Source organism: Luteibacter rhizovicinus DSM 16549, from assembly GCF_001887595.1.
Lineage (GTDB): Bacteria > Pseudomonadota > Gammaproteobacteria > Xanthomonadales > Rhodanobacteraceae > Luteibacter > Luteibacter rhizovicinus.
The window spans coordinates 4,725,297-4,737,467 of the sequence record NZ_CP017480.1 but is presented as its reverse complement, the minus strand read 5'-3'; the positions used below and the strand labels follow the sequence as shown (position 1 = coordinate 4,737,467).

Genomic DNA, 12,171 nt, shown 5'->3' with positions numbered 1-12,171 from the left:
CATAGCGGTGCGACGTCGAGCCGGCGTCAGTGCGTCAGGCGCTGGTGTCGAGCACCCCTAGCGATGACAGGGTCGTGTGCAACGCGGCGTCGATCGGCGTGGAGGGAACGACACCGAGAAACGCGTGCAGTCGCTTACCGTCCAGTTGCAGCGGCGCGCGCCAGAGATAGCGCATCTTGCGCACCTCGCGCATCGTCGTGGAGAAAGGCGACGCCAGGGTGACCACGATCCACGGGAAGGTACGCAGTGGCAGGGCGGGCTTGCCCGACGCCCGACGCACGGCGGCATGGAGAGCGTTGCCGGTGATGTAGTGGCCGTCGAAATGAAAGCGCGAGAACGTGTCGAGGCGATCCTCCCGATCGAGAAGCGCGGCGGTCGTCGCACCAACGTCGGGCAGATACGCCCATGCGTGGCCCAGGTCGCGCGGCCCCGGATAGTGCATAACGCGCAGGGGCTTGCCCGGCTTGACCAGGCCCTGCGCGAACCAGCTGCTTCCCGCGTTCGGTCCGTAGAAGTCACCGCAACGAAGGTTCAGTGAGCGCACGCCATCGCGAGCCGCCGCTTCCAGGCGTCGTTCGAGCTCGACGCGGATCTCGCCCTTTCGCGTCGGCGGGTGCTGCGGGCTGTCCTCGCGAAGCAGGGGAAACGTATCCAGGCCGTAGTTGTAAACACTGCCGAAGATGACGATGCGTGCGTCGACGGCACGTGCGGCGGCGATGGTGTTGTCGATCATCGGTAGTACCTGCGTTTCCCAGTTCCGGTAACCGGGAGGATTGACGGCGTGCACGATGACCTGCGCACCCGCCGCGGCTGCGAGGACGTCGGCGGCGTTCATCGCGTCTCCCTTGATCCACTGGATCGGGCCGTCGGCAGGCATGCTGCGGCGCGTGAGCGCTTTGACCTTCCAGCCCTTGTCGAGGAGGGCCCTGGCGGTCGCGCCGCCGACGCCGCCGGTGGCGCCCAGGACAAGTGCGGTTCGGTGCGTGGTTGTCTGCATGGCGTCGACTCCGTTGGGATGAACGAAGTCTGGTCGCCTCGAGGCCATACGGGAATTGCCTAAAGACGTTGATGTGATATACGTTTTTGCATGGCTACGACTGACCCGACGTGGGATCTCTTCCGCTCTTTCCTCGCCGTACTCCGCGAGGGCAGCCTTTCCGGAGCGGCACGCAGGCTTGGCATGACCCAGCCGAGCCTGGGCCGGCATATCCGCGAACTCGAGGCATCGCTCGGCGTGCCGCTGTTCTCGCGCGCCTCGCACGGGCTGATTCCGACGGATGCCGCCCTGAAACTCCGGCCGCACGCGGAGGCGATGGCATCGGCCGCCGCTTCGGCCCTGCGCGCCGCCTCGGGCGCGAAGGACGAGTTGCGTGGCGTCGTGCGTATCACGGCGAGCGAGGTCAACGGCGTGGAAGTCTTGCCGCCGATCCTGGCCGCCATGCGACATCGTTCCCCAGGTCTGATCTTCGAGTTGTCGACAACCAATCGCACCGAGAACCTGCTGCGTCGCGATGCCGACATCGCCGTCCGTAGTTCGCCGCCGGATCAGGACGCGCTGGTCGCCCGCAAGGTCTGCGTCATTCCCATCGGCCTTTTCGCGCACGCGGATTATCTTGCCGCCGCCGGCCGGCCGAAGACGCTTGAGGACCTGACCCGCCACGCCTTGATCGGTTACGACGAAGAGACGCCCTATATCCGCGCCACCCGTCCGGCGGACATGCCGTACCGACGCGAATTCTTCAGCTTGCGTACGGACAACGATCTCGCCGGACTGGCCGCTATCCGGGCGGGTTTCGGGATCGGCGCCTGCCAGGTGCCCCTGGGACGGCGCGCCGGGCTGGTGCGACTGTTTCCCAAGGCGGTGGATATTCCGTTGCCGATCTGGGTGGTCATGCACGAGGACCAGCGCAGCAGCCTTCGCATTCGCGCGGTATTCGACCATCTGGTGGAGGGCCTGGCGGCCTATGGCGGCAGTCGGGCCGGCGCAAAACTGCTAACCTCCGGCGCCTGACCGACCGGAGATTTGCCATGAGCCTGATCCAGACCCCCGTTTCTTACGGCGAGCTGATCGACAAGATGACGATCCTTCAGATCAAGCTGCAGGAAATCAAGGACGACGCCAAGCTGGCCAACGTGCGCAACGAGCTCGAACTGCTCGATGCGACGTGGAAGAACGACAAGGCCTCGGAGACCGATATCGCGCACGAAACCGCGCGTCTGCTCGCGGTCAACCAGCGCCTGTGGAAGATCGAGGACGACATCCGCATGAAGGAGCGTGCCCAGGCCTTCGATCAGGCGTTCATCCAGCTCGCCCGCTCGGTGTACATCGAGAACGACGAGCGCGCGGCGATCAAGCGCGAGATCAACATGAAGCTGGGTTCGACCCTCGTCGAAGAAAAGTCCTACCAGGACTACCGCGCCCCGCAGGCCTGATAACGCACTCTCGCCACTCGGGTAGGAGCCGATTTATCGGCGATGCCTTTTGTGGGAGCCGATGAATCGGCTCCTACAAGGCTGCGGTTATTTTGCGAGGGCGATTCCCAGGTGGTCGGCGCAGGCTTCGAAGCGCGCGATCATGTCGTCGACTTCGACCAGGTCCATGACGCCGGGCTTTTCGATCTTCGTGCCCCACGGAATTTCTGAAGCCGGCTTGCCGAAGAACTTGCGGGAAGCGGCATCGTATTTGTCGACGCACCAGCGGCGGTCCGAGTACGGTCCGGAGCGCTCGGGATTGCTCGCCGCATGCAGGCCGAGCACTTTCACGCCGGCCGCGTTGGCCATGTGCATCGGGCCCGAATCCGGCGTGAGAATCATGGAACTGCGCGAGAGCAGGGCCATGAAACGCTTCAACGTGTCCTTGCCCGTCAGGTCCATGGGGGCCTGCTTCACCGCCGCGAGAATGCTGTCCGCCAGTGCACGCTCCGGTGCCGACGGACCACCGACGAGCGCTACGCGCAGGCCACGAGCCATCGCATGGTCGATCAGCGCCGCATAGCGTTCCACCCGCCAGTTGCGCACCGTATGGCTCGACATCGGGCTGACCAGCAGCGTCGGTGCATCGCCGGGCAGCTGTTCGGCCGCCCAGGCATGGGCTTCGTCAGGCACCGGGATATCCCAGCGCACCGCGGTCTGCTTCAGGCCGAGCGGCTCGATGAAGCTGGCCATGGCATCCAGGACGTGCTCGCCGGTGCGAGCGGGGATGCGTTCGTTGACGAACAGGCCGTGCAAGTCCTTGGACCGGGCGTGGTCGTAGCCGATGCGGCGATCCGCTTTTACGGAAAGACTCAAGAGGTTCGAGCGCAGGGCCACCTGCATGTGCAGCAGGGCATCGAAGCGACGGCCGGCGAGGGCCTCGCGCACGGCGCTCACGCCAGCGCGACCCTGGCCCTTGTCGAAGGTGATGAACTCCACCCCCGGCAGGTCGCCTACCAGGCGGCGCTCGAGCTTGCCGATGATCCAGGTGAGCCTTGTCTGCGGCGCCTTTTCCTGCAGGGTGCGTATCAGCGGCGTTACGTGCGTCACGTCACCGATGGCGGACGTCCGCATGATGCAGAGGCTGGAGTCTCCCGGCGGGAGGGGGCGGCTTGTTAGACTGGGCAAGATCGATCACCGGATAGGAGGCCGCTCCACGGCGGCCCGAAAATGACAGAAGAACGCGTAGCGGAGGCGGCGGGCGGCACGATTCTGTTCGACGCCACCCGTACATCTCAAGTCGACAGCCTCTGGTTCTCGCCCGCCCATTGGAGTGAGCGCGATGCCCTGCGCTCGCAGGCCGGCGGTCGCGGCGGCGTATCGGTGATCGAAACGCCGGCCGGTGAGGCCGTGCTTCGCCATTATCGGCGCGGTGGCATGGTGGCCCGAATCTTCGGCGACCGCTACCTGTTCACGGGCCGGGGTCGCACCCGCAGCGTACGCGAATTCCGCCTGCTGGCTGAGCTGGAGCGCCGGGGTCTGCCGGTATCGCCGCCGTTGGCCACACGTTACGTGCGCTACTGGCTGCGTTACTCGGCGGACCTGATCACCTTGCGGATTCCCGAGGCGGCCACCCTGGCCGAACGCCTGAACGATGGCGCCTTCAATGTCGCCCTGGCGGGGAAGGTGGGTGAGTTGATCGCCCGTTTTCATCGTGAGGGTGCCTGGCATGCGGATCTCAATGCGCACAACATCCTGGTCAATCCACAAGGCCTCTACCTCATCGACTTCGATCGCGGCCGCCTTCGCCGACCGTCGCTGCATTGGCGGCTGGCGAACCTGGCTCGCCTGAAGCGATCGCTGATCAAGATCGGCGCCCGCGATGCCGGCGGCGACACCTTCGACGCCGAGCTCTGGCCGGCCCTGATCGAGCACTACGAGCGGAGTCTTAAAGGGTGAGCTGGAACCTGCACTTCCTTGGCACGGGCGCGGCGCACGCCGTGGAGCTCGGATCCTCCGCCGTCGTCGTCGAGCGCGACGGCCGGCCCCTGCTCCTGGTGGACTGTGGCCCGGACACGCTGGACCGCTACGTGGCGGCTTACGGCGCCCCGCCGCCGGCGCTCTACGTGACCCACGTCCACATGGACCATGTCGCCGGCATGGAGCGGTTGTTCTTCCGTCTGTGGTTCGACGAAGCCTTGCGCGGTCGCACGCGGGTCTACCTGCACGCGGGGCTCCTGCCGTGGCTGCAGGGCAGGGTGGCCGACTACCCGGGTGCCCTGGCCGAGGGCGGAGTGAACTACTGGGAGGCCTTCCACCTCATCCCCTGCACGCGTGGTTTCTGGCACGAGGGTGAGTGGTTCGACGTCTTCCCGACCCGCCACCACGTGCAAGGCACCTCGTACGGCCTCGCCCTGCGTGGCAGCTTCGTCTACACCGGCGATACGCGGCCGGTGCCCGAGGCGCTGGCGCTGCATGGCGCCCACGGCGAACTCATCGCCCACGATTGTGGCGTCGTCGGCAACCCGTCCCACACCGGGGTGGACGATCTCGAGCGCGAATACCCGGAGGAGGTCCGCGCCCGTATGGCGCTGTACCACTACGGGAGCGTCGACGACGGCGAAACGCTGGTCTCACGTGGCTACCGGATCGCCCGTCCGGGCGAGCGACTGCCGCTTCCGGCGCCCGAACCACCGCGTCCGACGGCCGGTTGAGGCGGTTTCGTCGTTCCGCCCTTGTCTCGCCGCACCGCTGAAGTTATCCTTCCGCTTCTTTGCCGGACAGGAAGCCGGGGAAGAGGATGTAAGTGGAGAGGTGTCCGAGTGGTTGAAGGAGCACGCCTGGAAAGTGTGTATACGCTAATAACGTATCGAGGGTTCGAATCCCTCTCTCTCCGCCAGTTTCAAACGTCTTTATGGTGACCCTGTCGGTCCCCCCGCGACGATAGTCCGTAAACTCCGCCAGGTCCGGAAGGAAGCAACGGTAGCGGACGACTCGGGTGCCGGGGTGTGGCTGGCAGGGTCATCGCCTTTTGAGGGCCGCGCTTTTCGGGCCGCGCTTTCACCCGTCCCGGGTCCTTGGCACAATCCACCGTCGTCCCAAGGTAATACGCATGTCCTATCAGGTCCTCGCACGCAAGTGGCGCCCGCGCAAGTTCGCCGAACTGGTGGGCCAGGAGCACGTGGTCCGCGCGCTCACGAATGCGCTCGACTCCGGGCGCATGCATCACGCCTATCTATTCACCGGCACCCGCGGCGTCGGCAAGACGACGATCGCGCGCATCTTCGCCAAGTCGCTGAACTGCGAGCGCGGTGAATCGGCCGATCCCTGTGGCGAGTGCTCCGTCTGCACGGCGGTGGACGCCGGCCGCTTCGTCGACCTCCTCGAGATCGATGCGGCCAGCAACACCGGTGTCGACGATGTCCGCGAGGTGATCGAGAACGCCCAGTACGCGCCGTCGCGCGGGCGCTTCAAGGTCTACCTGGTCGATGAGGTGCACATGCTCTCCAAGCCGGCGTTCAATGCGCTGCTGAAGACGCTGGAAGAGCCGCCGCCGCATGTGAAGTTCCTGCTCGCCACGACCGACCCGCAGAAACTGCCGGTGACGGTGCTGTCGCGCTGCCTGAAGTTCAACCTCAAGCGCCTGCTGCCGGAGCAGATTTCCGGCCAGATGCGCCATATCCTCGCCGCCGAAGGCATCGAGTACGACGATGAGGCCATCGGCGAGCTCGCGCATGGCGCGGACGGTTCGCTGCGCGACGGCCTGTCGCTGCTCGACCAGGCCATTGCCTACGGCGGCGGTGCCCTGCGCGCGGCCGATGTACGCGCCATGCTCGGCAGTGTCGAGCGCGGACAGGTACTGGGCGTGATCGAGGCACTCGCCGCTGGCGACGGCGCGGCACTCATGGGTGAGGCTGACCGCATCGCCTCGTACTCGCCGGACTTTGCCGGCGTGCTCGACGATCTCGCCACCGTGCTCCATCGCATCCAGTTGATCCAGCTGATTCCCGGCTATCGCGAGGAAGAGGGTGACGCCGGCCTGGCCGAGATCGCCAACCGCCTCGCACCCGAAGACGTGCAGCTCTACTACCAGATCGCCACCACCAGTCGCCGGGAACTCCCGCTCGCGCCGGATGCGCGGATCGGCTTCGAGATGGCGCTGCTGCGCATGTTCGCCTTCCGTCCGGCGGAAGCCGGGCAGGGCGCCGCGCCGTCCGCGCCTCGGGCTGTCGCGCCTGCGTCGGCCCGTGCCGCGATGCCCGCGCCGTCGCCTGCGCCTGTTGCCCCGTCGCGCGCGCCTGCCCCGGCGGCAGCGCCTGTCGCGAGCGCCCCGGCGCCTGCACCGGCCCCGTCACGCCCGGCGCCTGCCGCACCTCCGGTCGCCGCGCCTGTCGCTGCGCCGCCGGCACCGGTGGCACCGCAGGGCCCGCTGGTCCTCGGTGCCAATGGCTTGCCTGACTGGCACGAAGTGATCGAGCGCGCCAACCTGCGCGGTCCGATCGGTCAGCTGGCGCAGAATTCCTCGCTGCGCGAACTCGACGGCGAAGGCATGGTGCTGGCCTTGCAGCCCTCGCACATGCACCTGGCTGTCGAACCACTGACCAGCCAGATGGAAGAAAAGGTCTCCCAGGCGCTCGGTCGTCGCATTCGCATCCGCTTCATTGCCGATCACGGCAATCTGGGCACGCCGGCGGAGCGCCGGGCCCAGGCGCAGGTCGACGCGCAGGCCAACGCGGTCGCCTCGATGGAGTCCGACCCCTTTGTACGGACGCTCAAGCGCGAATTCGACGCGCGCGTCATTCCGCAATCGATCAAACCCGTGGAGCCAGGAACGTGAAAGGTCAAATTGGTCAGCTGATGCAGCAAGCCCAGCGCATGCAGGAAGATATGAAGCGTGCGCAGGATGAACTCGCCAAGACGGAAGTCACCGGTTCCGCCGGCGGCGGTCTGGTCTCCGTGACGATGTCGGGCGGCCACGAAGTGCGCGCGGTGCACATCGATCGCCAGGCGTTCGCCGATGATCCGGAGATGGCCGAGGATCTGGTCGCCGCCGCGGTGAACGACGCGGTGAACAAGATCGCCGAAATCAGCCGTTCGCGGCTGGGTGGCGTCACCGCCGGGCTGAACCTGCCCGCCGGCTTCAAGATGCCGTTCTGACCGGACGTCACGTCACACGATGACTAACGGCTCCCGCCTTCTCGGCGAACTGATCGATGCCTTGCGTTGCCTGCCGGGCGTCGGTGCGAAAAGTGCCCAGCGCATGGCCTTCCAGCTGCTCGAACGCGAGCGGCAGGGTGGTCTTCGCCTGGCAGCGGCGCTCGAGTCGGCGATGCGCGACGTGGGTAACTGCACGCGCTGCCGCAATTTCAGCGAAACACCGGTGTGTTCGCTCTGTGCGAGTCCGAGTCGCGATGCCCAGGTGCTTTGCATCGTGGAGTCGCCGTCCGATCTCGCTGCCATCGAAGGTGCGACCGGGTATCGCGGCCAGTACTTCGTGCTGCTCGGACGCCTTTCACCGCTGGATGGCCTGGGGCCGGACGAGCTCGGCTTGCCCCTGCTGGTCGAGCGACTGGGTGAGGGCGATGTTGCCGAGATGATCATCGCGACCAATCCGACGGTGGAAGGTGAAGCGACGGCGCATTACATCGGCCAGCTGGCGAAGGCTGCCGGCATTCGCGCCACCCGGCTCGCCCATGGCGTACCCCTGGGCGGCGAACTCGAGTTCGTCGACCGCGGCACGCTCGCCCATGCCTTCGGCAGCCGACAGTCGGTCGGCTGACCTTCCAGGGAGTTTTCATGACCGACACCATCTTCGCGAAGATCGTTCGCCGCGAGATCCCTGCCGACATCGTCTACGAAGACGATGACGTGCTCGCCTTCCGTGACCTCAATCCGCAGGCGCCAGTGCACGTGCTGTTCATTCCCAAGCGCGCCATTGCCACGCTCGACGACGCCGTCCCCGGCGATGCCGAGGTGCTGGGCAAGCTGCTCCTAGCCGCCGCGGCGTTCGCGCGGGCCCAGGGGCTGGCGAAGGATGGCTACCGCACGGTGATCAACACCAACGGGCACGGGGGGCAGACCGTGTTCCATATCCACGTGCACCTGCTAGCCGGCCGCCAGATGCATTGGCCGCCGGGCTGAGCGAAAAAAAGCCGGCGTGAGCCGGCTTTTTTCTTTGTCCATCAATGACCGCGCGGCGCCGGAGGCGGACGTACGATGATCGTGCGCGGGCGGTACCAGTAGGGATCGCCCCAGGGACCGTAGCCACCGTAACCGTAGCCACCCCAACCCGGACCGAAGCCCGGACCCCAGAACGGGTCGTAGAAGCCAGGGCCGTACGGCTGGATCGGCACGCGCTTCGGCCAGAGGTAGACCACATCGGCCTCGACGCGCGGGTAGGCGTAGTCGAAGTCGCCGACCTTCTGCGAGACGGCACCGTGCAGCGTACCGGTCACCGTGATCTCGCGACCGCGAGTGAAGACTTCCGGATCGTAAAAGCCGTCGCGGCAGGCCACGAAGCGGCCCTGGCTGTCGGACTTGCTGGCGGTCGGGCGGGCTTCACTGTCGAGCGGCTCGGACAGGACGAAGAAGCAGGTCTGCTGAGGACCCGGCTCCGTCTTGATGATCTCCCCGCCCCAGCGAACCTTTGCGCCCGGGGCACCGCCCTGCTGCGCGCCGGACGTCGAGACGTCGTTGAACTGGCCCTGCAGCGGCTGCGGCACCGTGGCGCACGCGCCAAGGGCCAGCGTCGCGGCGGCGATGACCAGCGGTTTGTACATGGACATGTCACATCTCCCAGAGGCACCGGACACGGCCGATGCCATGTCCTTATTTGACCACGCGGCGCACCTTTAATTCCTTCACCCGCTGCCGGAATTCACTGAGTGATTCAGGCGGCGGTTCGTCAAAGGCATAACGCGACCACAAGTAAAGCTGGCTCAACCTTTCCAAGCCATTTCGTTCGGCAGGCAACGAGCGGGCAGCGCGTGCGAAGAAGTGTCGCGGACCTTCACCTGTCCGTCGAGTCACCCCAGCGCGTGCGAGCTTTCGTTCCAGACGTCTCATCCACGCATCCAACGCGTCGCCTTCACGTCGCTGGAACATCGCCCAGCCAAGCGCAACAGCGACGAGCAGCGCGCAGCCCACCGCCAGGATGATCGCAAGATCGCCGACCTCCGTCCGGCGAATGCCGAAGGGTTGCAGCATGCCTTCCTGACGAAGTGCATCGAAGCCGTTAACGGCCTGGTTCCACCATTGGTTGACCACGTCCCAGCGGTCGCGTGCGTTGTGCAACCAGGCGATGTCGAAGAGGCCGCCGTCGCTGCTGTTGCCGGCGGCTGCGGCGGCCGCGGCACCCAGGCTCACGCGTTCCGGGCGCACCGCGCCGGTGGGATCGAAGCGCACCCATCCGCGGCCTTCCAGCCACACTTCCGACCAGGCATGCGCGTCGGCATGACGGACCAGAAGGTACGAGCCGAGCTTGTTCCAGTAGCCGCCCTGGTAGCCGGTGACCACACGCGCCGGAATGCCGGCGGCGCGCATCAGGAAGGTGAAGGTGGAGGAAAAGTGCTCGCAGTAACCTTCGCGTGTCTGGAACAGGAAGTCATCGATGCGATCGCGACCGAGCGGTGCCGGCGCGAGGGTGTAACGGAAGCCGCCGTCGTGGAACATGGCGAGCGCGGCGCGCGCGATGGCGAGGTGGTCGTTGCCGTAGTGGCTGGCCCAGCTCGCGGCGAGTTCGTGGGCTTGCGGGCCGATGCCGTCCGGAAGCTGGAGCGCCTGCCGACGCTGCCGCGGGTCCAGTGTCGTATCGAGTCGGTAGTCGACGGTCGCCGAGGCCTGGTAGCGATAGACCTCGTCGATCCGGCGATCGGCCACCGCGGTGCGGTCAGGACGCAGCCTTGCATCGGCCGGTGCCTCCATGGGCATGTCCATGAGGGGCAGTACGCGTTGGCGCGTCGGTTCCAGCATGATCTCGTAGCGAAAGCGCGGCCTGCCTTCGAGCAGGCCTGGCTGGCGCGGAGCGACGTCGTAGTCGGGACTCCAGCTCTCCCCGTCGAAGTTCGTCATGGTGTACGCGCGGAAGTAGCGGCTCGCGTTCATCGGCGGCGTGCCGTCGAACGTCACGCGCATGGCGGGCGTGTCGTCGGTCAATACCTCGGCCATCTCGCCCGGCGCCATGCGATCGGACAGTCCGGTGACCGACTTGTCGGCGGTAGGCGCGCCCCACAAGGGCGAATTCAGGCGCGGCACGAAGACGAAGGCGAAAGCCGCCAGCGGGACGGCGGCGAGTAAGGTGATCAACACCGGTAGCAGTTCGCGTCGTAGGGGCAGTGCCGCCGGATCGACTTTCTCGAGCGAGCGCAACGTCGCGACGGCAGGCACCAGGCCCAGGGCCACGACGAAGGTGGCAGCGAGACCCTGGTTGAAGAGCAGGGCGCTCATCAGGCCGAAACAGGCAAAAGCCATCGCCACCCGCGCGTCGCGACGGTGCTCGCTCTCGAGCATCTTCAGCACGAGCAGGCCGACGGCGAACGCGCTACCGGGTTCACGGCCGAACAGCGTGCCGTAGTACGCGATAACGACGGCGAGCAGGAGGCCGATCAGGGGCAGCTTGATCCAGAACGGCGCCTGGCGTCCGCCCGTGCTGCGTTGACGCCAGCGCGCTGCGAGCACCACACCGAGGGCGAGGGTGAGCCACCACGGCAGATGCAGCGCGTGCACGACGAGCACGCTGGCCATGGTCAGGCAGAGCAGGTCGAACGGACGCCGGCCGAGCAGGGGTTCGTCGATCGGCGCGCGGGTGAGCGACAGGCGGAAGCGCGTCATGGGCGCAGGGCCAGGGCGGTCATGCAGCGGTGGTAATGCTCGTCGCCCTGGGCGATATCGAAATAGCCGTCCGGCAGGCGCAGGCTCCAGCGTCTTCCGGAGTCCTTGGCTTCGTCGACCCAGCGAGCGAGGCGGGAGATGCGCGACTCGTCGTCCAGGCCGTGCATGCTGTCCCAGTCCAGGCGCCAGTCTTCCTTCGGTGCAGGTTGTTCCAGGTCTTTTACCAGCAGGCCGTGGTGGCGCGCGCTGAGCTTCCAGGCGATTTGCCGGCGCGGGTCACCGGCGCGATAGTCGCGCAGGGCGGCCAGTTCGTCACCGGCGCGGGGGCGGCCACGGTCGGCATCGCCCTCCGGTTCGAAAGGCGTCGGGCCGAGCGGTTCGGGACGCGGATAAACGAGCACCGGGTTGTCCGGGTTGAGCCAGCTCCACGCGCGGAACATGCCGAGGGGCCAGCTTGTATGTATCCGCATGCGCGGAAGCGACAGCCAGCCGCGAAAATCGGTGGGCAATGCAAACTCGATAGCGGTCGGTGCGCCGGGAGTCACCACGACGACCTGTTCGCCGTCGGCGACGTCGAGCCGGATCGCCATGCGTTCGCGCTGGCTTGCGGCGATGTCGAGGGAGATGCGGATCGCTTCGCCGGCGCGAGCGGTGCCGGCGCGCAAGCCGCCGACGGAGACCCCGTTGAGGGTACGAAAGGCGACCAGCATGCTTCCCGCCGTGGCGGCCCCGAGCAGGCAGGTGAGCATGAGGGCGGCGTTGTTCGCGTAGTTCAGGGCGCCGATGAGCATCACGGCCAGCAGTACGGCGAAGCCGAGGCCGAACGCCGTCGGCACGATGTAGATGCGCCGCCGATGCAGCAGGATCGGCAAGGGCTCGCGTTGGCGCATCCGGGTAAGCGACGGCAGCCGCCGCTCCGCCCACGCCACG

Annotated in this window: 13 protein-coding genes, 1 tRNA gene and 1 other RNA gene; 10 read left to right on the top strand and 5 right to left on the bottom strand. The window is 66.7% G+C overall.

Going from position 1 to position 12,171, the window contains the following annotated elements; translation table 11 throughout:
• Positions 1–34: 34 nt before the first annotated feature.
• Positions 35–997 carry an NAD-dependent epimerase/dehydratase family protein gene (locus tag BJI69_RS21690; protein ID WP_046968754.1) on the bottom strand — a complete coding sequence of 321 codons (963 nt, stop codon included), beginning with the start codon at positions 995–997 and terminating at the stop codon, positions 35–37.
• Positions 998–1,087: 90 nt separating this feature from the next.
• On the opposite strand from BJI69_RS21690, the gene BJI69_RS21685 reads away from it, so the two are divergent.
• Both BJI69_RS21685 and BJI69_RS21680 read left to right on the top strand, forming a co-directional pair.
• On the top strand, positions 1,088–2,011 hold the full coding sequence (locus BJI69_RS21685) for a LysR family transcriptional regulator (protein WP_046968753.1): 924 nt from the start codon (positions 1,088–1,090) through the stop codon (positions 2,009–2,011).
• A 17-nt stretch (positions 2,012–2,028) separates the two neighbouring features.
• Positions 2,029–2,433: a DUF6165 family protein gene (locus BJI69_RS21680; RefSeq protein WP_046968752.1), complete on the top strand. Its 405-nt coding sequence runs from the start codon at positions 2,029–2,031 to the stop codon at positions 2,431–2,433.
• An 87-nt stretch (positions 2,434–2,520) separates the two neighbouring features.
• Here the strand turns inward: BJI69_RS21680 and BJI69_RS21675 are convergent, their stop codons facing one another.
• A complete protein-coding gene (locus BJI69_RS21675) occupies positions 2,521–3,546 on the bottom strand; it encodes a glycosyltransferase family 9 protein (protein ID WP_046968751.1) in 1,026 nt (341 codons plus the stop codon).
• A 96-nt stretch (positions 3,547–3,642) separates the two neighbouring features.
• On the opposite strand from BJI69_RS21675, the gene BJI69_RS21670 reads away from it, so the two are divergent.
• From BJI69_RS21670 to BJI69_RS21635, 8 genes are all read left to right on the top strand, one after another.
• Positions 3,643–4,371 carry a 3-deoxy-D-manno-octulosonic acid kinase gene (locus BJI69_RS21670; protein ID WP_046968750.1) on the top strand — a complete coding sequence of 243 codons (729 nt, stop codon included), beginning with the start codon at positions 3,643–3,645 and terminating at the stop codon, positions 4,369–4,371.
• The gene (locus BJI69_RS21665) at positions 4,368–5,126 is read left to right on the top strand and encodes an MBL fold metallo-hydrolase (RefSeq protein ID WP_046968749.1); all 759 of its coding nucleotides are present in this window, start codon (positions 4,368–4,370) and stop codon (positions 5,124–5,126) included. Before BJI69_RS21670 ends, BJI69_RS21665 begins: the two co-directional genes overlap by 4 nt.
• 94 nt (positions 5,127–5,220) lie before the next feature.
• Positions 5,221–5,311 (top strand) — tRNA-Ser (locus BJI69_RS21660).
• A gap of 25 nt (positions 5,312–5,336) precedes the next feature.
• Positions 5,337–5,433, top strand: an RNA gene (ffs, locus tag BJI69_RS21655) — signal recognition particle sRNA small type.
• Positions 5,434–5,524: 91 nt separating this feature from the next.
• A complete protein-coding gene (dnaX, locus tag BJI69_RS21650) occupies positions 5,525–7,249 on the top strand; it encodes a DNA polymerase III subunit gamma/tau (RefSeq protein ID WP_046968748.1) in 1,725 nt (574 codons plus the stop codon).
• Entirely contained in the window at positions 7,246–7,569 is a 324-nt protein-coding gene (locus tag BJI69_RS21645) for a YbaB/EbfC family nucleoid-associated protein (RefSeq protein WP_046968747.1), read from the top strand. The genes dnaX and BJI69_RS21645 overlap by 4 nt, the downstream gene beginning before the upstream one ends.
• 19 nt (positions 7,570–7,588) lie before the next feature.
• Entirely contained in the window at positions 7,589–8,191 is a 603-nt protein-coding gene (gene recR, locus BJI69_RS21640) for a recombination mediator RecR (RefSeq protein WP_046968746.1), read from the top strand.
• A gap of 17 nt (positions 8,192–8,208) precedes the next feature.
• Complete coding sequence (locus BJI69_RS21635; protein ID WP_046968745.1) at positions 8,209–8,553, top strand: histidine triad nucleotide-binding protein; 345 nt, start codon at positions 8,209–8,211, stop codon at positions 8,551–8,553.
• A gap of 41 nt (positions 8,554–8,594) precedes the next feature.
• On the opposite strand, the gene BJI69_RS21630 is transcribed toward BJI69_RS21635, so the two are convergent.
• The 3 genes from BJI69_RS21630 to BJI69_RS21620 are packed head-to-tail and all read right to left on the bottom strand — an operon-like array spanning position 8,595 to position 12,131.
• Positions 8,595–9,197 (bottom strand): Slp family lipoprotein, encoded by a 603-nt coding sequence (locus BJI69_RS21630; protein ID WP_046968744.1) that lies wholly within the window; start codon positions 9,195–9,197, stop codon positions 8,595–8,597.
• A 43-nt stretch (positions 9,198–9,240) separates the two neighbouring features.
• Complete coding sequence (locus BJI69_RS21625) at positions 9,241–11,241, bottom strand: transglutaminase TgpA family protein (protein WP_046968743.1); 2,001 nt, start codon at positions 11,239–11,241, stop codon at positions 9,241–9,243.
• On the bottom strand, positions 11,238–12,131 hold the full coding sequence (locus BJI69_RS21620; RefSeq protein WP_244465315.1) for a DUF58 domain-containing protein: 894 nt from the start codon (positions 12,129–12,131) through the stop codon (positions 11,238–11,240). The genes BJI69_RS21625 and BJI69_RS21620 overlap by 4 nt, the downstream gene beginning before the upstream one ends.
• Positions 12,132–12,171 lie beyond the last annotated feature (40 nt).